This window comes from Rhodopseudomonas faecalis (assembly GCF_003217325.1).
Lineage (GTDB): Bacteria > Pseudomonadota > Alphaproteobacteria > Rhizobiales > Xanthobacteraceae > Rhodopseudomonas > Rhodopseudomonas faecalis.
The window spans coordinates 148,011-170,510 of the sequence record NZ_QJTI01000006.1 but is presented as its reverse complement, the minus strand read 5'-3'; the positions used below and the strand labels follow the sequence as shown (position 1 = coordinate 170,510).

The window sequence follows — 22,500 nt, the reverse complement described above, 5'->3', positions numbered from 1 at the left end:
GGACTGGTCGAGCTTTGGTTGTCAGCCAGTTCCAAACTGAGAGGGGGCGCAACGTGCGAATAGCGCGCATCTTATTAGTTTGACACATCATCAGCGGCCGCCTGCACGCGGCCGCTGATGATCGCATCCTCGCACAATTCGGCGCGACCTTCAAATGCGCCGCCGCTCATTTACGTTGACTGATATGTCGAACGCCGTCTTCTCGCTTCTCGACCAGCCTTGGCTTCCCGTCCTCCGTCGTGATCTGTCGACTGGCGTCGTGCGTCGCGATCGCATCCGTCCATGTGATCTCACCGATCGGATTGCGGTCGAACCGGTGGTTGCTTTCGACTGGCAGCGGCCCGATTTCGATGCAGCCAGTCGCGAGTTCATGATCGGGCTGCTCGCAACGGCGTGTCCACCACAGGACGACCGCGACTGGCTCGATCATTGGCGCGTACCGCCATCACCCGAGCGACTCGCCGCGACGTTCGCCCCCTTGGCGCGCGCCTTCGTGCTCGATGGTGATGGGCCGCGGTTTCTGCAGGACCACGACGATATCGCCGCAGCTTCGCAAGGAGTTGCCGGCCTGCTGATCGATAGTCCGGGCCAGAAAACCGCCGACGACAATCTCGATCTGTTCACCAAACGCGGCCGGGTGCCCGCGCTGGCTCGTGCCACGGCAGCGATCGCACTGTTCACCATGCAGTCTCAGGCGCCGTCAGGCGGGGCCGGTCACCGTACGTCGCTGCGTGGTGGTGGGCCGCTCACCACACTGGCGCTGCCGGCCGGAACGTCCTCGCTGTGGCACCTGCTGTGGCTCAACGTGCCGTCCTACGAGGCCTCCGCTGGTGACGACTTGCATCTCGTCTTTCCCTGGCTCGCTCCCACGCGGACCTCGGAGGACAAGAAGCCGCCGACCACCCCGACCTACATCGATCGGGATGGTCGCCAATGTTTCTGGGGTATGCCGCGGCGCATCCGGCTCGACTTCAGACCGGCCGTGGAGGGAGAGGTTTGTGCGCTCACCGGCGCGGCCGACGCCGTGATGGTCGAGAGCTATCGAACCCGTCCGTGGGGCGTGAGCTACGCGGCCGTCGGCCATCCTTTGTCGCCCATGTACCGGCAGAAGGAGAGCGATCCGGGCTGGTTGTTCGTGCATCCGCAGCCAGACGGCATCACCTATCGCCATTGGGTCGATCTGGTCGTCGGCGAGGCCTCGCCCCTGCGGCGGAGTGCGGCCTGTGTGGCGAAAGGCCGGGCCCGGCTGGCGCTGGTGCGTCAGTCACGCAACGCGCGGCTACTCGCCTGCGGCTTTGATATGGACAACATGAAAGCTCGCGGCTTCGTCGAAGCAGAAATGCCGCTATTTGCCATTGCGGCTGCCGAGCGTCTCGACGGTTTCGCGCGCCAGCTCGTTTCGGCCGCAGAATTCGCCGGGTCTCGGACGGCGGCTTTCGTCGGCGATGCCCTTGGTATCGACAAAGCCGATGCTACCCCGCGCGCCGCGTTGCGAGAACGGCTGTTTGCGGAGACTCAAGACGCCTTTTTCGGCGTGGTCGATGCCGCAGCGGGGCGGCTCGAGGCCGATCCGAACCTGCCGGATTTCGCCGAGCCGCTCGCACGCGGCTTTCTCGATCGCGTATTGCGGCCAGCGGCAACGCGGCTGTTTGACGAGTCGGTGCAGCTCTCCGATCTCGACACCCGCACACTGGCCCGCGCGGTGCGCGCGCGGCTGTTTCTGACGCTGATGCTGAAAGGGCAGGGCAAGGACGGTGCTGCGCTGTTCAAGGCGCTCGGCCTTGCGGTCGAGGCTCCGTCCGAACCGAAGCCACGCAAGGGCCGGCGCAATGCCACCGAGGAGATCTCATCATGAGCGACCAGACAGCGACGCTCGAAACGAATGCAGCACCGCAGACGACGGCAGCCCAGGACTGGTGGCGCGATCTCGACACGCGAGACCGGGCGGGCCGCGCTCGGCTGAAACGCGCCGATCTCGATGCCGCCATGATCGATGAAGCGACAGTGCGGCTGTTTCGCCGTCTGGGTCGGCGCACGCCGCGCGACCTGTCCCGCATCGCCGCGCTCGCCACCGTGCTCGCCGCGGTGCGGGAAGACACCGGCCGTGCCACACCCTTTGCTCGTCAGATCGGATTCTCGAAATTGCCGGCCGATCCGCAGAAGCCTGATGCCGACAACAAGCCGGCGCTCTCGGTGCTGCGGTTCAAGCGCCTGATGAGCGCCAGCGATGATGCGGACCTCGCCCGCCAGCTCCGGCGTGCCGTCGATCTGCTCGGCGGCAAGGCCAATGTCGAGGACATCAAGCGCGTTGTGCTGGGGTGGCATCGGCCGGAGACCCGCCGCAGCTTTGCCTTCGATTACTTCGGCGCCGGCATTGCAGCGCCGTCGCACGATACGGCCACGGATGCCGACGTCGCCGACAATTCACTCGATCCCGCTCTATCTGCCTGAGGTCCATTCCATGACCACGACCGACGTATCTGCCCGGTTCCTGCAACTACATCTGCTGACCTTCTATCCGCCCGCCAATCTGAACCGGGACGACACCGGACGTCCGAAGAGTGCAGTGATCGGTGGCGAGCCACGCCTGCGCGTATCGTCGCAGGCGCTCAAGCGCGCTTGGCGCACGTCCGATGTGTTCGCCGAAAAGCTAGGCGACCATCGCGGCGCACGGACGCAGCGGCTCGGCGCCGAGATCGAAGCTCATCTGCTTGCCAAGGACGCGCCGCCCGATGAAGCGCGCGCCGTCGCCCGCGAGATCGCCAGCGCCTTCGGGAAGGTGAAAGGTGAGAAGGACGACAATCCGACCTACACCGAACAGCTCGCCTTTGTGTCGCCTGAAGAACGTGCCGCTGCGTTGGCATTCGCCGAGGCACGGGTAGCGAAGACGAAAGACGCGGCCGACAAGAAGTCGCTCGCGCTCGCACTGCTGCGCAAGACTGACACCGCAGCCGATATCGCCATGTTTGGGCGGATGCTAGCCGACTCGCCCGACTTCAATCGCGAAGCTGCCGTCGCAGTGGCGCACGCCTTCACCACCCATCGCGTGGTCGTCGAAGACGACTTTTACACGGCCGTCGACGATCTGAAGCGCCCGTCCGAAGATGCTGGCGCTGGTTTCGTCGGCGAAGCCGGGTTCGGCGCTGGTGTGTTCTATCTGTACATCTGTGTCGACCGCGATCTGCTGGCGCGCAATCTCGGAGGCGATGCCGTGCTGACCCGGACGGCGATCGAGGCGCTGGTCGAGGCCGCCGCCAAGGTCGGCCCGTCCGGCAAACGCGCAAGCTACGCGAGCTATGCGCGCACCTCGTTTCTGCTCGCGGAGAAAGGCGACGCCGCGCCGCGCACGCTAGCGGCAGCCTTCGTCAAGCCGATCGGCGCCGAGCATGGCGTCAACGATTATCTGGGCGCGTCTATCAAGGCGCTGCGTGACACCCGCGAAAAGTTCGTGCGCGCCTATGGCGACGAAGGCGTGCGCGCCCTGGAAATGGATGGGGTCGGGTCTGTCGATCAGGCGACGACGGCGCTCGCCGACATCGTGCGGTTCTCGGGGGAGCCGTGAGCCATGCAGGCCTTGGTCTTCACGCTCGCCGCGCCCATGATGGCATTCGGCGAGATCGCCGTCGACGAGCGGCGCGGTACAGCTCCGCGGCCGACCCGTTCGGCGGTACTAGGGCTGCTCGCCGCGGCGTTGGGGCTGGAACGCGCCGATCCGCGCCAACGGCCGTTCGCTGATGGCTACGACATTGCGGTGCGGACCGATCGGGCGGGGCGCGTGCTCGCCGATTACCATACGGTGCAGGTGCCGCCATCCAGCGCGATCAACAAGGCTGCCAAGCAAACCGGCCGGCGACCTGCCACCCGCGCCGAAGAGCTCGCGGTCGGTGATCTCGGCACCAAGCTGACCCGCCGCGACTATCTCACCGATGCCGCGTTCACGGTGCTGATCGTGGCACGACCTGTCGCCCCGGTGCCGCTTTCCGAGCTTGCAGGCGCGCTGGAGCGACCGCACTGGCGGCTGTCGGCCGGCCGACGATCGTGCCCGCTCGGGCTGCCGCCAGCGCCGCGTGTGATCGAGGCCGACACCGTCATCGGCGCCTTTACAGCCTACGACGACGGTGAGGATGGCTCGCCCGATCGGGCCGCGCTACGAGCGCTGTTCCGATCAGATCGTACAGGTCGCCACAGCTTGAACCCGTCGGCGGCGCCGATTGCCGCCGATCTCGGTCTTGAGGCGGTGCTCGGCTTCTCGGCGTCCCGCCGCGAAACACGGCGCGACGCCATTGCCGATCGATCGCGCTGGCAGTTCGCGCCGCGCGTCGAACTTGTCGGGCGGCCGGCGGAAGCGGGAGACCGGGCGCCATGACCGGCCTGTTTCTGACGCGCGCACGGCTGCGGCGTGATCCGGACGTCGTCACCCTGCAACGGGTCCTGCTGCCGGATGACGGTGACCGACGGCGTGAGGCATCGCATCATCTGATCTGGTCGCTGTTCGCTGGTGATGCGGATGCCACCCGTGATTTCTTGTTTCGCGAGACCACGCGGCCGGGAGGCCGGCCGACCTTTCTGATCCTCTCGGCGCGGGCACCGTGCGCCGATGCGCGCCTGTTCGAAATCGAAACCAAGCCCTTCGCGCCCGAACTCGAGCCCGGTGACAGGCTGGCTTTTGAGCTGCACGCCAACCCGACCGTGCAGGCCGAGCATCCGAAGACCGGCGTCAAGGGCCGCTATGACGTCATGACAATGGCAGTGTTGCGTCTGCCCCAGCAGGCCTCGAAGCTGGAAAAGGCGCGCGCGATCGAGGGGGCTGCGCGGCGCTGGCTCGGCCGCCAGGGGCTTGCCGCCGGGTTCCGGATCGTGGAGCGATACGATCCGGATCGCGATGCGGGAGACGACGCGCCGCCCGGCTTCGAGCGTGCCCCTTGCGATGTGGACGAGGAGCCACTGGCGTTGGCCGCGACCGGCTTCCAATCGGCGGCCGTGCCCGGCAAGCGTGTCGTGGGGCGGCTCGGTTTGATCGACTTTGCCGGCGTCTTGACGGTCACCGATCCCGATCTGTTTGTCGCCGCGCTGACAAAAGGTTTTGGCCGGGCCAAAGCCTATGGCTGCGGGCTGATGCTGATCCGCAGGATTTGAGCGATGGCGAGCGAGCCGGCGCGCCCCAGAACGTCGCTGCCTGGCCTGGAGCCACCGCGTCCGTTGCCGCTCAAGGAGCGTTCCTCGATCATCTTCGTTGAACGCGCGCAACTCGATGTCCTTGATGGCGCGTTTGTGGCGCTCGACGTCAATGGCGTACGCACGCACATCCCGGTTGGCGCATTTGCTTGCGTGATGCTGGAGCCCGGCACGCGCGTGAGCCATGCCGCTGTGGCGCTCGCGGCGCGGGCCGGGACTCTGCTGGTATGGGTCGGTGAAGCCGGCGTGCGGCTCTACGCGTCGGGCCAGCCCGGCGGCGCGCGCTCGGACCGTCTGCTCTATCAGGCGCGCCTTGCCCTCGACGACGACGCCCGCCTAAAAGTGGTGCGCGCCATGTATGCACGGCGCTTTGGCGAAGCAGCACCGGAGCGTCGCTCGGTCGATCAGCTGCGCGGCATCGAAGGCGTGCGGGTGCGGGAAACCTATGCGCTGCTGGCCCGCAGGCACGGCGTCGATTGGCGCCGCCGGAACTATAATCCTCAGGACTGGGACGCCTCGGATCTGCCGAACAAATGCCTGTCGGCGGCCACCTCGTGCCTGCACGGCCTGGCGGAGGCCGCCGTGCTCGCGGCCGGCTATGCGCCGGCCATCGGCTTTCTGCACACCGGGAAGCCGTTGTCCTTCGTTTACGACATCGCCGATCTCTTCAAGTTCGAGACCGTGGTGCCGGTTGCCTTTGAGATCGCCGCCAAGGCCGCGAAGGGACGCCTCGACGGACCGGTCGAGAGCCAGGTCCGTCGGGCCTGCCGCGATGCCTTTCGTCGCACCGATCTTCTGAGCCGGATCATCCCGTCCATCGAGGAGGTATTGTCCGAAGGCGGCCTCGTGCCGCCCGAGTCGCCGGAGGAAGCGATGCCGCCGGCCTTTAGCGATGGGGAGCCTTCCGGCGATGCTGGTCATCGTGGTTGAGAATGCACCGGACCGGCTGCGTGGGCGGCTCGCGGTCTGGCTGCTCGAAATCCGCGCCGGCGTCTATGTCGGCGAGTTTTCCCGCCGCACCCGCGAGCGCATCTGGACCCTGGTCAAAGAGGCGATCGGCGATGGCAATGCGGTGATTGCCTGGAGCGCACCGACCGACGCCGGCTTCGATTTCGATACGGTCGGAGCGAACAGGCGGAAGCCGGTCGATTTCGACGGTTTTAAGCTGGTACAGTTTCGTCCGCCTGCAACAGGCCGGTCAACGATCTGACGGCGCGGCCCCGTCACCTGGAACAAACCGAAAACGCCGGTGCGCTGTTTGACATTGTAAAACGACGCAGAATCAATGCTTTCTGCGAAGAGTGTTCCCCGCACGCGCGGGGATGAACCGGCCTTGGCCAGTTTGGCCTCGGAGCCGCCGGCGTGTTCCCCGCACGCGCGGGGATGAACCGCGGCAATATGCCTTCTTCGCCATCCTCACCCAGTGTTCCCCGCACGCGCGGGGATGAACCATCTGACGCGCTCCTTTGAAACCGGCCTACCTTGTGTTCCCCGCACGCGCGGGGATGAACCGCCGAAGGTCTACAAAACAGGCTGGCTGCCGTGGTGTTCCCCGCACGCGCGGGGATGAACCGCCCGTTGGTCAATCGGGACCACGCCACGAACGGTGTTCCCCGCACGCGCGGGGATGAACCTGGGACTGGCGATCGTTCAATTGCTGGTCGTTTGTGTTCCCCGCACGCGCGGGGATGAACCGCCTTTGCTGACCCGGTCCGCGGCGCTGAGGAGGTGTTCCCCGCACGCGCGGGGATGAACCGGTATCCGCCTCAACAACGCGATGTTCGGCCTAGTGTTCCCCGCACGCGCGGGGATGAACCGTTCTTTGTGAGCTACAACGCAGCTCTGGAGGAGTGTTCCCCGCACGCGCGGGGATGAACCAGCCATGAGTGCAGCCTGATCGCCAAGAAAGACGTGTTCCCCGCACGCGCGGGGATGAACCGCTGTACGCATTCGATGCCTATGGCGCCGATGGGTGTTCCCCGCACGCGCGGGGATGAACCGAACAGGAACAATCAGATCGACCCACACGTCAAGTGTTCCCCGCACGCGCGGGGATGAACCGGTGATGGAGCTGAGGGAGGTCATCGCGTTGCCGTGTTCCCCGCACGCGCGGGGATGAACCGGACTGGCACGCCGAGGCGTTTCGGCTCTTTGGGTGTTCCCCGCACGCGCGGGGATGAACCGGCCGAGCCGGTAGCATCACCATCCTACAGCGTGTGTTCCCCGCACGCGCGGGGATGAACCGGCATCAACGACAATCCGAAGCGGCGCGATCTGGTGTTCCCCGCACGCGCGGGGATGAACCGACGAAAGAGCACGCGATCGAGGTTGACGAAGAGTGTTCCCCGCACGCGCGGGGATGAACCGGCTCAGCATCGTCCCGTCAGATGTCGAAATGGGTGTTCCCCGCACGCGCGGGGATGAACCGGACTACGTCCGCGCCGCGACTTTCCGAGAAATGTGTTCCCCGCACGCGCGGGGATGAACCGCGCAGCGATGTCCTCGCTATGAAAATCCTGATGTGTTCCCCGCACGCGCGGGGATGAACCGACAACCGCCGCTTACATCCTGGCGCTTGATGGGTGTTCCCCGCACGCGCGGGGATGAACCGCATTACTATTCGTTGCCCGAAATGCGGCTCGCGTGTTCCCCGCACGCGCGGGGATGAACCGGCGGTTAAGGCCGAAGTGGCGCGGGTCTGGCGGTGTTCCCCGCACGCGCGGGGATGAACCGCCACTTGCGGATATCGGCGATTTTTTCGCCGCGTGTTCCCCGCACGCGCGGGGATGAACCGGCTGCCGTCGCCGCATCAGCGCCGCTCTGCCCGTGTTCCCCGCACGCGCGGGGATGAACCGCCATTCAGCCATCAGCGCGCGGTTGTCTCCAAGTGTTCCCCGCACGCGCGGATGAACCGTGGTCTGCGGCGACCGCGGCCAACAAGAACTCGTGTTCCCCGCACGCGCGGGGATGAACCGCTCATCAATGATGCCTCCGGCGCTGATGGTGTGTGTTCCCCGCACGCGCGGGGATGAACCGACCACCACGGCGGCGGCAACGGCGGCGGCCGGGTGTTCCCCGCACGCGCGGGGATGAACCGATCACCCCATGGATGCTGGAGGACACCGATCAGTGTTCCCCGCACGCGCGGGGATGAACCGCCGCAGGAAATGCAGGTCGGGCCGGGGCCGATGTGTTCCCCGCACGCGCGGGGATGAACCGTCGCTGATGCTTGCGGAGCTGGCGCGGCGGGCGTGTTCCCCGCACGCGCGGGGATGAACCGCAGGCCAACGCCGCGGCGGGGCTCGGCGCCAAGTGTTCCCCGCACGCGCGGGGATGAACCGGGCGCGAACATCTCGCGCGCCGACGTGTCTGAGTGTTCCCCGCACGCGCGGGGATTCCAGAGCAAGCGGCGCATCGCTGCGAAGTCGGTGCCGAGGGACGGTCTGCAACAGAAAAAGTTGTTGCAGCATTGTTGCAGGTTGAACCCCACTTTCGCCCTATGGTTGCAAAACGCGCGTTTGCCCGTCAACAGATTTTGCAAAATACAATCAAGGGTTTGTGGCGGAAGGGGTGGGATTCGAACCCACGGTACCCTTGCGGGCACGCCGGTTTTCAAGACCGGTGCCTTAAACCACTCGGCCACCCTTCCTGCTCGACGGATCAGGCACTTATCAGACCCCGCGGCGGCACGGAAGCCCTGTTGGCCATCAATCGGGGGCTCGCGCCGGCGTTATCGCGCGTTCGCCGCGATTTGCCAGGGCAAGCTGGCATAGAGCCGCGTGCCCAGCCGCGCCCGCCGCGGCTTAATACCAACGGAAATTGATACCAATCCATCCGCATGTCATGGCCGGGCTCGGTCCCGGCCATCCACGTCTTTGATCTTGCAGCGCTTCCAAGACGTGGATGCCCGCGACAAGCGGGCATGACGAGTCAATAGCAGGAGCCGTTGGTATAAGGGGGCTTGTACATTGCCGGAACGCGACCGAAGCTGGTGATGGTGGCAGCGGGCCTGCGCTGCAGCCGCACGACCGATCCCGATCACTGGCAATCCCAGACCTGACGATGTTGCGCCCTCTGCAAACCATCAAGTTCCTGGCGGCCTGGGCGGTGCCCTGGCGGCCGGCTTTTCAAACCTCGGCACAAAGCTCACGACTGAAATTCTTCGTGTCGTGCCGCGATGTCACCGGAAGGCATCTTGCGAAATACGGCGCCCATGAGCCGGAGCTGACCGCCTGGATCGCCGCTCATCTGCGACAGTCGCCCCCCGGCATCGTGGTGGATATCGGTGCCAATATCGGCTGGCACAGCGTGCACGCCGCCAAGATCGACACGGTGCAGACCGTGGTGGCATTCGAGCCCGATGCCTTCAATGGCTGGCTGCTCGACCGCAATCTGACGGCCAATCAGATCGACAACGTCATTGTCGAACGGCAGGCGGTCGGCGCACGCCCCGGCGTTGCGCGGCTGCATCGCTACAAGGCGTCCAACAACGGCCGTCACTCGATGATCGCCGCCTATGGCCTCGGCTCGTCGCTGGTGCCGGTGGTGACGTTGGACGATGTGCTGCAGGATCTCGATCTGGCGGAGCGCCCGATCAGTCTGATCAAGATCGACGTCGAGGGTTTTGAGCCCTGCGTGATCGCTGGTGCTCCCCGCGCGATCGAACGCGCCAGCGCCATCATCACCGAAGTGTCGCCTGAGCTCAGCAGAGGTGGCGGCTTGTCGGTCGACGATATGGTCGGCCAGCTATTGAGCGCGGGGTTCGCCCCGCATCGGCTGCAAGACGATGGCACGCTGCAAACCATCAAGGTGCGTGACCTGGTGGCGATCACCGGCCAGCTCGATGTGATCTGGCTGCGCGAACGATAGGCGCGCGCCGCTGCGCGCGCGTCGTCGACGCTCGCCGCCATGCCAGCCAACCTAGCGCAGGGCGCTGTGTCAGATGACCGCATCGGGTTGTTGCAGGTGCTCTCGACGGATGGCGGTGCCCGGTCTACCTTTTCCACAAAGTATTGTGAGTCGTGTGAGCAAGGAGTTGACCCAACAATTCTGAGGCTGATTGGCGCCTCGTCAGGTATGGAGGTAATGATGCGGTCTTCAATGATGATCTTGTTGTCCTCTATTGTGGCTGTGTTTCTGATGTTGGTGGTCACCGGCCGTCATGACGGTATGCATGTGATCGAGACCGCCGTCGCTGCAACGCCAGTCGCCCCGGTCAGCCCGATCCGTGCCATCAGCTCGCAATCCTGCAGTTCGGACGGCTGTCCGATGCGCTGTGAATCCGACGAAGCGCTGGTGTCAGCGATCTGCATTGGGGTCACGGGCGCTAAGTTTTCAGATACAATCCGTGTGGACAATGGCGTGCTGACCGCGACCTGCGGTTCGAACACCAGCAACATCGTCGTGCTCTGCGCGCGAAAATAACGCACGCCGCGCTGCGCCGGGCCCGAAATGCTCCCGTGATCGGGAGGAAAGGTTTTGTGACATGAACTACTGGATCGCTGCATTTACGGCCGCCGTCGCCTTCATCATGGGATTCGCGGCCGGACCGCAGGGGACATTGCTGTTCCTGATCGTTCTGGCCGTGGCGCTGTATCTGTTCTGGGCCGAAGAGCTCGGTTTCAAAGGCGCGCTTGATCGCCTCGGTCTCAACAAGCTGCAGCCGCCGGTGTGGCAGCGTTCCAACTGGGTGCAGTTCCAAAGCACGCTGACCGACCAGGACAAGCTGGTGAAGGCGTTTGCGGCGGCGCTGGTGCTGATGGCGGTCAAGCTGATGCTGCCGTCCCATCAGGGCGTGGTGTTCTTGGCGACGATCGTGGTGGTCGGTTGGTTCCTGTTCAAGATCTATGACAGCGACAAGGATCGCGACCAGGCCGACAGCGCCAAGTTCAACTAAAGCGGGTCTGTGGGCGGGCGGCGCGGCTTTGGCCGTGCCGGCAGCCGGGCGGGACGCCAGGAATGCCAGAGATGGAGGCATTCCGTTACAGCGCCCCGCCAGCATCGGCCAACCCGGCCCAGTCTGGTCGGAACAGCTTGGCCGGAACAGCGAGTCCCGTCGCGGTTTGAAATCGTCGGCCGCGAGCGGTGCTGATGAGGGCGGTGGTGAATGCACTGAAACGTGCCGAGCGGGTTGCGCTGCTCGGCGTGCCGGTAGAGGTTGGTGCCGCGCAGCGCGGTACGCTGATGGGGCCTGCGGCGCTGCGCACCGCGGGCCTGGTGCCGATGCTGGAGTCGCTCGGCCTTCTGGTCGAGGACCACGGCGACCTGATGGTCGCGCCCGACAGCGATTTGGCGCAAAACCCGCCCAGCAATGCGCGGCAATATCGCGAAATTCAAAGCTGGGCCCGCGCCGTCAGCGCACGCGCCTATCAATTGGCGTGCAGCGGCGCGCTGCCGCTGTTTCTCGGCGGCGATCACACGCTGTCGATGGGCTCGGTGAACGGCATGGCGCGCTTCTGGCGGGAGCAGGGCCGGGAACTGTTCCTGCTCTGGCTCGACGCCCACGCCGATTACAACACGCCCAGCACCACCGTCACCGGCAATATGCACGGCATGTCCGCGGCGTTTCTGTGCGGCGAACCGGGGCTCGACCAGTTGCTGGGCGACGAGCCGCGCATGCCGCTCGATCCGCAGCATCTCCATCTGTTCGGGGTGCGCTCGGTCGATCGCCAGGAACGGTTGCTGCTGCAACAACGCCGCATCAACATCGCCGACATGCGGCAGATCGACGAATTCGGGGTCGGCGTGCTGATCCGGCAGATCATCGAGCAGGTGCAGAGCTGCGGCGGCGTGCTGCACGTGTCGTTCGATGTCGATTTCCTCGATCCGCAGCTCGCGCCGGGCGTCGGCACCATGGTGCCGGGCGGTGCGACCTATCGCGAAGCCCATCTCGTCATGGAGCTGCTGCACGATTCCGGGCTGGTCGGCTCGGTTGATATCGTCGAGTTGAACCCGTTTCTCGATGAACGGGGGCGTACCGCGTGCACCGTGGTCGAGCTGATCGGCAGCCTGTTCGGGCAACGGATTACCGGCTGGGCCACACCAAGCGCGATGCCGCCGCAGCCGCGGTGATGAACAGCCGCCGCTGCGATCAGAATGCGCGGTCACGAGACCCGGTGAAGAGAAAGCCTGTGGTGAAGAGAAGCCAGTGGTGATCAGAGCGCGCTTGGATCAGAGCCCGCTTGGATCAGGGCCCGCTTGGATCAGGGCCTGCTTGGATCAGAGCCTGCTTGGATCAGAGCCCGCGTCGATCAGATTCACGTTGAGCAAGAAGACCCTGGCGATCCGAAAGGGCGCGCTGAAGCGGGCGCGGCAATGACCACGGCGGCTCTGAGCCGGCAGGGCAGCGCCTGGACTGGAGCGCTCGCCTCAGTAACCCGGATGTTCGATCAGGCGGCGGATCGCCTCGGCCTGCTGCATCGCCTGGCGATGGGCATCGGCGGCCTCGAGCCGGTCGCGGGCGTTTTCCTCGATCAAAAGGTCAATCAGGGCGAGGCGGCTGGCTTCGTCATTGGCCTCAGCCAAAAGCCTACGGTAACGATCGATATCAAAGCCCGGGTCAACCGTACGCATCTCACACCACCCATACTGAAGATGGTTAACGTAGCGCCCGCTGCCAAGGCGCGGAAGCTGCGCCGCGCCCGGTCTGTTAGTTGTCCCCATCCAAATTATCGATTACGGCGGTAACTGCAAGCGACATCAGGCTTCATTGGCCACTGGTATCGTCCCGCGTGGGGTGGTCGGCATGGTCAAAGCGGCCATGGCGCCAGGCCAGCCCTGAGCGTGGCGGTAGCGGCTCGCGGCCCGGCGTCGGGCGGCGTGCCAGCGCGATCAGCCGCGGCCTCGTTCGGCCGGCATCAACCAGATAACGCAGCGCCTGCCAGCCGGCGAAGCCCAGTCCGACGCTCCCGCTGAGCAGCAGGGCAATGGCCAGTAACATTCGAATGGCATCGACCAGCGCGTCTGTCATGTCCGCACCTCAATGGCCCCGCCGAGGTCATCAATGCCCCGCTGAAGTCAAACGGCTCACGGCAGTTTGGTTCCTGTGACGCGCGATCTGCAAGGGCTGGTCCCGGGCTCAACAACGCCACAACCACGGCGCACTGATGAATTTGCCGCGGCGATGGCGTATGAGCGTGGCGCGGTGCGTTGGGACAGCCAACGACTGAGCAGATCAGAGCCCGCGGATCAAATGACCGCCCAGCCGCAGCGCTCGAGTGTAGTGTGACGCGTTTTCAGCGAGCGACCGGCCAATTCGCTCGAAAACGCTATCGTGGGACTGACAGTGCGATGAACAAGATTACTTGGGGCGAAATCGGCAAGGCGACCGAGCCCGGCGAATACCGCTACCGGTTCGGTTTCGTCACCGTCACCGCCAGCGACATCGCAATCTGGCAGCAGTACCCCAATGCCGTATTCACGGTGATCGAGCCATCGGTCTACTCCGAGCAGCGCATCTTCAAGCTCGGCACCTTCGAATTGCGCGAAAGACCAAACTGGGAAGAGAGTTGAACGGCGCGCCGATGAGGCCCCCCATGCGCTCGCCATGGCCATTGCACCGGCTTCTGTGGACGACGGCGCGGCGGACGGCGTGCGCGCTGAGGAATGTCTTCCCCTCGATGCCGCGATCAGCCAAAAGGGGCCGATCTGGTGCGCTTTGCGCTGGATCAAGGGAGCGTGACAATGCTCTATGCAGAGTCCGCAGATGCAAGCTAGAAGCAGGTGATGACGGCTTTTTTGTCCGCTCAACGCTGCGAAGGGAAGGGACGCACTGCCGCCGGGACAGTATAAGAAAAACTTTGGTGGTATCGAAGATATTCAAATTCTCGAATTCGAGAGAACGGGTCCATACCGTCGACGGCAACGGTGATCGAAGCGGTCAGACGGTGCAACGCATACTCCGGGGATAACAGGATGGAACAGGGTCTGACGCTGGCGCAGTACACAAGCGAGTACGCGGGGACTGATCCGCAGCGACAGGCCGTCGCTGCTGCGATCGACGCGATCGCCGAGGCTTCCGTCGAACTGTCTGATTTGATTGGTCACGGCGCGCTGGCAGGCATCACCGGTCAGGCCCAGGGATCCAATAACGCCGATGGCGACGTGCAGAAGGACCTGGACGTCCGCTGCGACGAGATCGTCACCGCCGCGCTGCAGAAGCTGCCGTTCGCCGCATTGGCCTCCGAGGAGTCGGAGACCTTGGTGCTGGGCGATCCCAATGCGCCGATCTCGGTGGCGTTCGATCCGCTCGATGGTTCGTCGAACATCGACACCAACATGACGGTCGGCACCATCTTCTCGATCATCCCGAACCAGCCGGGCGTGGCGCCGTTCACCGCGCCGGGCACCGTGCAGCTCGCCGCTGGCTTCGTGGTCTATGGTCCGCAGACCTCGCTGGTGGTCACGGTCGGCGACGGCGTCGACATCTTTACGCTGGACCGTGAGGCGCGCGTCTATCGCTGCATCCGCCACAAGGTTCAGATTCCGAAGGACACCCCGGAATTCGCGATCAACGCCTCGAACCATCGTCACTGGGAACAGCCGGTGCGCGATTTCGTTGAGGAGTGCATCGCCGGTGCCGATGGTCCGCGCAGCAAGGACTTCAACATGCGCTGGATCGGCTCGCTGGTCGCCGAGGCCTATCGCATTCTGACCCGCGGCGGCGTGTTCCTGTATCCGGGCGACTCCCGTCCGGGCTATGCCGATGGCCGGCTGCGGCTGCTCTATGAAGTTCACCCGATGGCCTTCATCATCGAACAGGCTGGCGGCGGCGCTTCGACGGGCCGTGAGCGCGTGCTCGAACTGTCTGCGAAGAACATTCATCAGCGCGCGCCGCTGATCATGGGTTCGACCGACAAGGTCGATCGCATCGAGCTGCTGCACAACGATCCGGACGCCGCCTCACGCACCGCTCCGCTGTTTGCCCGCCGCGGCCTGTTCCGGGTCTAACGACCCTTTTCCGAGAGTAGCCTATGTCCCGCAAGCATCCGATCATTTCGATCACCGGCTCCTCCGGTGCCGGCACCACCTCCGTCAAGCGTACCTTCGAGCAGATTTTCCGGCGCGAGAACGTCAACGCGGCTTACATCGAAGGCGATGCGTTCCATCGCTACAATCGCTTCGATATGCGCACCAAGATGGCCGAGGAGGCTGAGCGCGGTAACAAGCACTTCAGCCATTTCAGCCCCGAGACCAATCTGTTCGAGGAGCTGGAAAACACGTTCCGTGACTATGGCGCGACCGGCACCGGCAAGACCCGTTACTACGTTCATGACGACAAGGAGTCGGCGATCCACGGCGTGCCGCCCGGCCACTTCACCGAATGGCAGTCGCTGCCGCCGGATTCCGACCTGTTGTTCTATGAAGGTCTGCATGGCGCGGTGATCACCGACAAGGTCAACGTCGCGCAGCACGCCGACCTCAAGATCGGCGTTGTTCCGGTGATCAACCTGGAGTGGATCCAGAAGCTGCATCGCGATCGCGCCGACCGCGGCTATTCCACCGAAGCGGTGACCGACACCATTTTGCGCCGGATGCCCGACTATGTGCACTACATCGTGCCGCAGTTCGGCGAGACCGACATTAACTTCCAGCGCGTGCCGACCGTCGACACCTCAAATCCCTTCATCGCGCGCTGGATTCCGACGCCCGATGAATCGATGGTGGTGATCCGGTTCAAGAATCCGCGCGGCATCGACTTCGCCTATCTTTTGTCGATGATCCAGGGCAGCTTCATGTCCCGCGCCAATTCGATCGTGATCCACGGCGCCAAGATGGACCTTGCGATGCAGCTGATCCTGACGCCGCTGATCATGCAGCTGATCGAACGCAAGCGCGGCGCCAAATGATCATCAAGTGATCATGAAGTGAGCGTTAAGTGAGGATCGTGTGATCCGCCGTTTCCAATTCGCCTCGTGCCGACCGTTGGTCGGCCGCTCTGTCATTGCCTAATTTCCCCGGGAGGCATTCTTGAACATCGCGACGCAGCCCACGCAGGCCAACCAAGCCGTTCCTCACCGCGAGATGGCGAATGCAATCCGCTTTCTGGCGATCGACGCCGTCGAAAAGGCCAAGTCCGGGCATCCCGGCATGCCGATGGGAATGGCGGACGTGGCCACCGTGCTGTTCTCGCGCTTCCTGAAATTCGATGCCGCCGATCCGGCTTGGCCGGACCGCGACCGTTTTGTGCTGTCGGCCGGCCACGGCTCGATGCTGCTGTACGCGCTGCTTTATCTGACCGGCAACGACGACGTCACGATCGACGAGATCAAGTCGTTCCGGCAGTGGGGATCGAAGACCCCGGGCCATCCGGAATACGGCCACACCATGGGCGTCGAAACCACCACCGGGCCGCTCGGGCAGGGGCTTGCCACTGCGGTCGGCATGGCGCTCGCCGAACGGCTGATGAACGAGCGGTTCGGCAACGACATCGTCGATCACAAGACCTATGTGATCGCCGGCGACGGCTGCTTGATGGAAGGCGTCAGCCACGAGGCGATCTCGCTGGCCGGCCATCTCAAGCTCAACCGGCTGATTGTGCTGTGGGACGACAACCACATCTCGATCGACGGCGACACCTCGCTGTCGTGCTCGGACGACCAGCTGTCGCGCTTTGCGGCGTCCGGCTGGGCCACCTGCCGCGTCGACGGCCATGATCCCGAGGCGGTCGCGGCTGCAATCGAGCAGGCCCAGACCAGCGACCGGCCGTCGCTGATCGCGTGCCGCACCACCATTGGCTTTGGTTCGCCGAACCGCGCCGGCTCGGAAAAGGTCCATGGCGCGCCGCTCGGCGCCGAGGAAATCGAAAAGACCCGCGCCGCGCTGAACTGGCCCTATGCGCCGTTCGAAATCCCGCAGGCCATTCTCGACCAGTGGCGCGCGGCGGGCAGCCGCGGCAAGGCGGCGCGCGAAGCCTGGAACAAGCGGCTCGCGGCGCTCGACGCCGGCAAGCGCGCGTCGTTCGAGGATGCGCTCGCTGGCAAGCTCGCCGCCGGCTATGGCGCCGCGCTCAAGGGCCTGATCGAGAAGTTTTCGGCCGACAAGCCGAACATCGCCACCCGTCAGGCCTCGCAGCTCACCATCGACGCGCTGGTGCCGGCTTCGCCGAACCTGCTCGGCGGCTCGGCCGACCTGACGCATTCCAACCTGACCCACGCCAAGGGCACCACCTCGGTGAAGCCGAACGGTTTTGGCGGCAGCTACATCCACTATGGCATCCGCGAATTCGGCATGGCCGCGGCCATGAACGGTATCGCGCTCCATGGCGGCTTCATCCCCTATGGCGGCACCTTCCTGGTGTTCTGCGACTACAACCGTCCGGCGATCCGTCTGGCCGCGTTGATGGGCGTGCGCGTCATCCACGTGCTGACCCACGACTCGATCGGCCTTGGCGAAGACGGCCCGACCCATCAGCCGGTCGAGCATGTCGCCTCGCTGCGCGCCATCCCGAACCTGCTGGTGTTCCGTCCGGCCGACGCCATCGAAACGGCGCAGGCCTGGGATTGCGCCCTGCAGCAGAGCGGACGGCCGTCGGCGCTGGCGCTGTCGCGCCAGGGTCTGCCGGCGCTGCCGCGCGAGGGCGTGCCGACTGACAATCAGGTGGCGCGCGGCGCCTATCTGGTCGTTGATCCCGGCCAGCGCGACGTCACGCTGATCGCCACCGGCTCGGAAGTGGCGATCGCGCTCGACGCCGCCAAAAAGCTCGGCGAGGCCGGCATCAAGGCCGCGGTGGTTTCGGCGCCGTGCTTTGAGCTGTTTGCCGAGCAGGACCAGGCTTATCGCGACAGCGTGCTCGGCCAGGCGCCGCGCGTCGGTGTCGAAGCGGCGATCGCCGCGGATTGGTACCGCTGGATCGGCGACAAGGGTGAGTTCATCGGCATGACCGGCTTCGGCGCTTCGGCTCCGGCGGGCGTGCTATACCGTGAATTCGGCATCACCGCGGAGGCGGTGGCCAAGGCGGCCGAGCGCGCCATCGCGCGCGCTCGCGGCTGAGCCAACACACAGCGACACCAGAACAGCATCGAGGAGGCATCATGGCCCGCATTACTATGAGGCAGTTGTTGGATCACGCCGCCGAGCACGGCTACGGCGTTCCGGCATTCAACATCAACAATATGGAGCAGGGGCTGGCGATCATGGAGGCCGCCGCGGCGGTCGACGCGCCGGTGATCATCCAGGCTTCGCGCGGCGCGCGCTCCTACGCCAACGACATCATGCTGGCGAAGATGATCGACGCGCTGTCGGAAATGTATCCGGACATTCCGCTCTGTATGCATCAGGACCATGGCAACGACGAAGCCACCTGCGCCACCGCCATCAAGTATGGCTTCACCTCGGTGATGATGGACGGCTCGCTCAAGGCCGACGGCAAGACCGCCGCCGACTATGAGTACAACGTCGACATCACCCGCCGCGTCGTCGATATGGCCCACTGGGTCGGCGCCTCGGTGGAAGGCGAACTCGGCGTTCTCGGTTCGCTCGAGCATGGCGGCGGTGAGCAGGAAGACGGCCACGGCCTGGAAGGCAAGGTCAGCCGCGAGCAGCTTCTGACCGATCCCGATCAGGCGGTCGATTTCGTGCGCGCCACCAAGGTCGACGCGCTCGCGATCGCGATGGGCACCTCGCACGGCGCCTACAAGTTCACCCGCAAGCCGGACGGCGACGTGCTGGCGATGAAGGTGGTCGAAGAGATTCACCGCCGTCTGCCCAACACTCACCTGGTGATGCACGGCTCGTCGTCGGTGCCGCAGGAACTGCAGGACATCTTCAACGAGTTCGGCGGCGCCATGCCGCAGACCTTCGGCGTGCCGGTGGAAGAGATCGTGCGCGGCATCAAGCATGGCGTGCGCAAGGTCAACATCGACACCGACTGCCGTCTGGCGATGACCGGCGTGTTCCGCAAGATCGCCACTCAGCACAAGGCCGAGTTCGATCCGCGCAAGTTCCTGAAGCCGGCGATGGACGCGATGCGTGAGGTTTGCCGCCAGCGCTTCGAACAGTTCGGCACCGCCGGCAACGCCTCGAAGATCAAGGTGATTCCGATGTCGGAAATGGCCAAGCGTTACAAGTCCGGCGCCCTCGATCCGCAGATCGGCACCGCCGCGCGCGCCGCGGAATAATTACCAGCGACCCAGACTCCGGCAAATGCCGGCTACGTGACAGGCAGGGAGACGATAATGGACCAGTCGAGCCGCTACGCAAATTTGAACCTTAAGGAAAAAGACCTGATCGCGGGCGGCCGGCATGTGCTGTGCGCCTACATCATGAAGCCGAAGCAGGGCTTCGGCAGCTACATTGAGACGGCGGCGCATTTCGCCGCCGAATCCTCCACCGGCACCAACGTTGAAGTGTCGACCACCGACGACTTCACCCGCGGCGTCGATGCGATCGTCTATGAGATCGACGAAGCCAAGGAGCTCATGAAGATCGCTTATCCGATCGAGCTGTTTGACCGTAACGTGATCGATGGCCGTGCCATGATCGCCTCGTTCCTGACCCTGACCATCGGTAACAATCAGGGCATGGGCGACGTCGAATACGCCAAGATGTATGACTTCTACGTGCCGCCGGCCTATCTGCGGCTGTTCGATGGTCCGTCCACCACCATCAAGGATCTGTGGCGCGTGCTCGGCCGTCCGGTGGTCGATGGCGGCTTCATCGTCGGCACCATCATCAAGCCGAAGCTCGGCCTGCGTCCGCAGCCGTTCGCCAATGCCTGCTACGATTTCTGGCTCGGCGGCGACTTCATCAAGAACGACGAACCGCAGGGCAACCAGGTGTTCGCGCCGTTCAAGGACACCGTGCGTGCCGTCAACGACGCCATGCGCCGTGCCCAGGACAAGACCGGTCAGGCCAAGCTGTTCTCGTTTAACATCACCGCCGACGATCACTACGAGATGCTGGCACGCGGTGAGTTCATCCTGGAAACGTTTGGCGAGAACGCCGATCACGTCGCGTTCCTGGTGGACGGCTACGTCGCCGGCCCGGCTGCGGTCACCACCGCGCGCCGTGCGTTCCCGAAGCAGTACCTGCACTATCATCGCGCCGGCCACGGTGCGGTGACCTCGCCGCAGTCCAAGCGCGGCTACACCGCGTTCGTGCTGTCGAAGATGGCGCGCTTGCAGGGTGCTTCCGGCATCCATGTCGGCACCATGGGCTTTGGCAAGATGGAAGGCGAAGCCTCCGATCGCGCCTCGGCCTTCATGATCACCCAGGACTCGGCGGAAGGGCCGTACTTCCATCAGGAGTGGCTCGGCATGAACCCGACCACGCCGATCATCTCGGGTGGCATGAACGCGCTGCGTATGCCGGGCTTCTTCAACAATCTCGGCCACTCCAACCTGATCATGACCGCCGGCGGCGGCGCGTTCGGCCATCTCGACGGCGGTGCCGCGGGCGCCAAGTCGCTGCGTCAGGCCGAACAGTGCTGGAAGGAAGGGGCCGACCCGGTCCAATTCGCGAAGGAGCACCGCGAATTCGCGCGCGCGTTCGAGAGCTTCCCGCATGACGCCGACAAGCTGTATCCCGGCTGGCGCAATCAGCTCGGCCTGGCGGCCTGATCCAGCAAAAGGCCGCGCTGCAAGCGCGGCCTTTTTTGCGTCAATGGCAGGCGAGGCGATCAAGCTCGGTTGGCTTGGCCGCGCGCCGCAACACGTGTCCGGACCACCGCGGCGCACCGCGCCGGACGCTGTGTTCAATGACGCCGAGATTGTCCCTGTCTGCTAAACGCTATGTGAGTGGCGCCCGTGATTTCTGCGATCATTTTCGATGTCGATGGCACGCTCGCAGAAACCGAGGAAGTGCATCGGCAGGCCTTCAATTTGGCTTTTGAACAAGCCGGGCTCGATTGGCGCTGGGACGAGGCGCTGTATCGCCAGCTGCTACAAGTGACGGGCGGCAAGGAACGCATCCTGCATTTTGCCGCAACCCATACCGATCTGCCGCGCGCGGATGCCGAACGGTTGGCGCCGCAGCTGCACGCCACCAAGACCGCGATCTATACTGGCTATGTCGATGACGGCGCGATTCCGCTGCGCCCGGGCATCGCCGACTTCATCGAAGCCGCGGACCGCGCCGGCCTGCGGCTTGCGATCGCCACCACCACCAGCATGCCCAACGTCATCTCGCTATTGACCAGTGCGTTCGGCGCGCGCTGGCCGGCGCTGTTTCCAGTGATCGCGGCGGGCGACATGGTGCCGCGCAAGAAGCCCGCGCCCGATATCTACCAGCTGGCGCTGCAGCAGCTCGGCTTGCCGCCGGAGCAGTGCGTTGCGATCGAGGATTCGCGCAACGGCGTGCTGTCCGCGACCGGCGCGGGCTTGCGCGTCATCGTGGTGCGCAGCCTCTATGGCAGCGAGGACGATGTCAGCGGCGCGACGCAGGTGCTGGCGTCGCCGACCGAGCTGACGCTCGATACGCTGGCGCGGCTTTGCAGTTCAGCACACTCGTAGCGCTGCGCGCCGTAAGCTAGAACGGTTCTGAAGAGATGTCGTTTGACATCGGAACAGCAAGCGTGAAGGAAATCCTGGCATGATGTCGCCATCGGCGTCGCGAGGGGGGACCACGCCATGATCTTTCTGCGTGTGCTGGCGATGGCTGCGCTGGCGCTGTTGACGGTGTTTTCGATCGTTCCCGCCAGCGAGCGGCCGGTGACGATGCTGCCTCATCTTCTCGAGCACTTTTTGGCGTTCGGCATCACCGGAGCGCTGATCGGGATGGCGTTCGCCATGGAGACCTTCACCATGCTGGTGGCGGCGTCCTGCTTTACGGTCGGGCTGGAATGCGTGCAGATTCCGCTGCCGAGCCGGCATGCGCGCCTGTCCGATATCGTGGTCGATACCGCGGCGATCTGCATCGGTGTGTTGCTGGTGCGGCTGTGGCGGGCGCGGATGTCGCGTCAGTTCTAAGCGCGCCGGTGTATCGCGAGCATTTCAATCAAAAAGAAATTCGCTCGCCAAGCAGCACGGCGCAGGCCGTGCCGAGGGCCGGGCGAGCGGCAACGGTTACACGCTGTGCAGATGCGAGCGCGCCAGAACGCGCTTGGCAATCGCCACCGCGCAGTCGTCCGTGTGGACGATCTCGTCGGCGGTTTGCACCCAGGGCACCGAGGCGCCGCATACCTTGCACTGGTTGCGCGCGCCGCCGTCCTCTTCCGAGACGGTCTCGATGGCCGTCTTGACCAGGGCTGCAGCGATTCGGCGGATGTCTTCGGGGGCGAAATCGGTCATTATGGTATCCAAACTGTCAGGGCCGGGGGCCTTGATCGATATTGGCGTGCTTCGCGTGGGGTTGCAATGGAACACCGCTACCCCGGAGCCGCGACCTTTG

23 protein-coding genes, 1 tRNA gene and 2 CRISPR repeat arrays are annotated in these 22,500 nt (G+C 64.7%); of the genes, 20 read left to right on the top strand and 4 right to left on the bottom strand.

Annotated features, from left to right (window positions below):
• The first annotated feature begins 184 nt into the window (after positions 1-184).
• From casA to cas2e, 7 genes are read left to right on the top strand one after another with little or no spacing between them, the layout of a single operon-like run.
• Entirely contained in the window at positions 185-1,855 is a 1,671-nt protein-coding gene (gene casA, locus BJ122_RS07350) for a type I-E CRISPR-associated protein Cse1/CasA (protein ID WP_110780445.1), read from the top strand.
• The gene (gene casB, locus BJ122_RS07345) at positions 1,852-2,451 is read left to right on the top strand and encodes a type I-E CRISPR-associated protein Cse2/CasB (RefSeq protein ID WP_110780444.1); all 600 of its coding nucleotides are present in this window, start codon (positions 1,852-1,854) and stop codon (positions 2,449-2,451) included. Before casA ends, casB begins: the two co-directional genes overlap by 4 nt.
• 10 nt (positions 2,452-2,461) lie before the next feature.
• The gene (cas7e, locus tag BJ122_RS07340; RefSeq protein ID WP_110780443.1) at positions 2,462-3,562 is read left to right on the top strand and encodes a type I-E CRISPR-associated protein Cas7/Cse4/CasC; all 1,101 of its coding nucleotides are present in this window, start codon (positions 2,462-2,464) and stop codon (positions 3,560-3,562) included.
• Between the two features lie 3 nt (positions 3,563-3,565).
• Positions 3,566-4,366, top strand: coding sequence for a type I-E CRISPR-associated protein Cas5/CasD (gene cas5e, locus BJ122_RS07335; RefSeq protein ID WP_110780442.1), 801 nt, complete (start codon positions 3,566-3,568; stop codon positions 4,364-4,366).
• Positions 4,363-5,136, top strand: coding sequence for a type I-E CRISPR-associated protein Cas6/Cse3/CasE (gene cas6e, locus BJ122_RS07330; RefSeq protein WP_110780441.1), 774 nt, complete (start codon positions 4,363-4,365; stop codon positions 5,134-5,136). Before cas5e ends, cas6e begins: the two co-directional genes overlap by 4 nt.
• A gap of 3 nt (positions 5,137-5,139) precedes the next feature.
• A complete protein-coding gene (gene cas1e / locus BJ122_RS07325; RefSeq protein WP_110780440.1) occupies positions 5,140-6,105 on the top strand; it encodes a type I-E CRISPR-associated endonuclease Cas1e in 966 nt (321 codons plus the stop codon).
• A complete protein-coding gene (gene cas2e / locus BJ122_RS07320; protein WP_110780439.1) occupies positions 6,086-6,385 on the top strand; it encodes a type I-E CRISPR-associated endoribonuclease Cas2e in 300 nt (99 codons plus the stop codon). The genes cas1e and cas2e overlap by 20 nt, the downstream gene beginning before the upstream one ends.
• A 91-nt stretch (positions 6,386-6,476) precedes the next feature.
• A CRISPR array of direct repeats spans positions 6,477-8,030; the repeat unit is 29 nt; unit sequence GTGTTCCCCGCACGCGCGGGGATGAACCG.
• A 90-nt stretch (positions 8,031-8,120) separates the two neighbouring features.
• Positions 8,121-8,516: a CRISPR direct-repeat array (repeat unit 29 nt; unit sequence GTGTTCCCCGCACGCGCGGGGATGAACCG).
• Between the two features lie 218 nt (positions 8,517-8,734).
• Here cas2e and BJ122_RS07315 read toward each other — a convergent pair.
• Positions 8,735-8,824, bottom strand: a tRNA-Ser gene (locus BJ122_RS07315).
• Positions 8,825-9,237: 413 nt separating this feature from the next.
• Between BJ122_RS07315 and BJ122_RS07310 the strand changes: the two genes are divergently transcribed.
• From BJ122_RS07310 to rocF, 4 genes are all read left to right on the top strand, one after another.
• Positions 9,238-10,044, top strand: a complete 807-nt coding sequence (locus BJ122_RS07310; RefSeq protein WP_181418894.1) for an FkbM family methyltransferase — start codon at positions 9,238-9,240, stop codon at positions 10,042-10,044.
• A gap of 219 nt (positions 10,045-10,263) precedes the next feature.
• Positions 10,264-10,599, top strand: coding sequence for a hypothetical protein (locus BJ122_RS07305; protein WP_110780467.1), 336 nt, complete (start codon positions 10,264-10,266; stop codon positions 10,597-10,599).
• 61 nt (positions 10,600-10,660) lie between these two features.
• On the top strand, positions 10,661-11,071 hold the full coding sequence (locus tag BJ122_RS07300) for a hypothetical protein (protein WP_110780437.1): 411 nt from the start codon (positions 10,661-10,663) through the stop codon (positions 11,069-11,071).
• Positions 11,072-11,286: 215 nt separating this feature from the next.
• Positions 11,287-12,246 carry an arginase gene (rocF, locus tag BJ122_RS07295; protein WP_430694763.1) on the top strand — a complete coding sequence of 320 codons (960 nt, stop codon included), beginning with the start codon at positions 11,287-11,289 and terminating at the stop codon, positions 12,244-12,246.
• A gap of 297 nt (positions 12,247-12,543) precedes the next feature.
• On the opposite strand, the gene BJ122_RS07290 is transcribed toward rocF, so the two are convergent.
• Entirely contained in the window at positions 12,544-12,747 is a 204-nt protein-coding gene (locus tag BJ122_RS07290) for a hypothetical protein (RefSeq protein ID WP_110780435.1), read from the bottom strand.
• A 133-nt stretch (positions 12,748-12,880) separates the two neighbouring features.
• Positions 12,881-13,144, bottom strand: coding sequence for a hypothetical protein (locus tag BJ122_RS07285; protein ID WP_110780434.1), 264 nt, complete (start codon positions 13,142-13,144; stop codon positions 12,881-12,883).
• 320 nt (positions 13,145-13,464) lie between these two features.
• Here BJ122_RS07285 and BJ122_RS07280 point away from each other — a divergent pair, with 320 nt between their 5' ends.
• From BJ122_RS07280 to BJ122_RS07245, 9 genes are all read left to right on the top strand, one after another.
• A complete protein-coding gene (locus BJ122_RS07280) occupies positions 13,465-13,686 on the top strand; it encodes a hypothetical protein (RefSeq protein ID WP_110780433.1) in 222 nt (73 codons plus the stop codon).
• A gap of 34 nt (positions 13,687-13,720) precedes the next feature.
• Positions 13,721-13,855, top strand: coding sequence for a hypothetical protein (locus tag BJ122_RS19760; RefSeq protein ID WP_283808431.1), 135 nt, complete (start codon positions 13,721-13,723; stop codon positions 13,853-13,855).
• A 233-nt stretch (positions 13,856-14,088) separates the two neighbouring features.
• Positions 14,089-15,123, top strand: a complete 1,035-nt coding sequence (locus BJ122_RS07275) for a class 1 fructose-bisphosphatase (protein ID WP_110780432.1) — start codon at positions 14,089-14,091, stop codon at positions 15,121-15,123.
• Between the two features lie 23 nt (positions 15,124-15,146).
• Positions 15,147-16,022: a phosphoribulokinase gene (locus BJ122_RS07270; RefSeq protein WP_027276977.1), complete on the top strand. Its 876-nt coding sequence runs from the start codon at positions 15,147-15,149 to the stop codon at positions 16,020-16,022.
• 175 nt (positions 16,023-16,197) lie between these two features.
• A complete protein-coding gene (tkt, locus tag BJ122_RS07265; RefSeq protein WP_245407647.1) occupies positions 16,198-18,165 on the top strand; it encodes a transketolase in 1,968 nt (655 codons plus the stop codon).
• Positions 18,166-18,206: 41 nt separating this feature from the next.
• Positions 18,207-19,292, top strand: coding sequence for a class II fructose-bisphosphate aldolase (gene fba / locus BJ122_RS07260; protein ID WP_110780430.1), 1,086 nt, complete (start codon positions 18,207-18,209; stop codon positions 19,290-19,292).
• 57 nt (positions 19,293-19,349) lie between these two features.
• Positions 19,350-20,732 carry a ribulose-bisphosphate carboxylase gene (locus tag BJ122_RS07255; protein ID WP_110780429.1) on the top strand — a complete coding sequence of 461 codons (1,383 nt, stop codon included), beginning with the start codon at positions 19,350-19,352 and terminating at the stop codon, positions 20,730-20,732.
• 186 nt (positions 20,733-20,918) lie between these two features.
• Positions 20,919-21,623 carry an HAD-IA family hydrolase gene (locus BJ122_RS07250; protein WP_110780466.1) on the top strand — a complete coding sequence of 235 codons (705 nt, stop codon included), beginning with the start codon at positions 20,919-20,921 and terminating at the stop codon, positions 21,621-21,623.
• Between the two features lie 117 nt (positions 21,624-21,740).
• Positions 21,741-22,079, top strand: a complete 339-nt coding sequence (locus BJ122_RS07245) for a VanZ family protein (RefSeq protein WP_110780428.1) — start codon at positions 21,741-21,743, stop codon at positions 22,077-22,079.
• A 96-nt stretch (positions 22,080-22,175) separates the two neighbouring features.
• On the opposite strand, the gene BJ122_RS07240 is transcribed toward BJ122_RS07245, so the two are convergent.
• A complete protein-coding gene (locus BJ122_RS07240; RefSeq protein ID WP_110780427.1) occupies positions 22,176-22,400 on the bottom strand; it encodes a DUF3222 family protein in 225 nt (74 codons plus the stop codon).
• Positions 22,401-22,500: the final 100 nt, after the last annotated feature.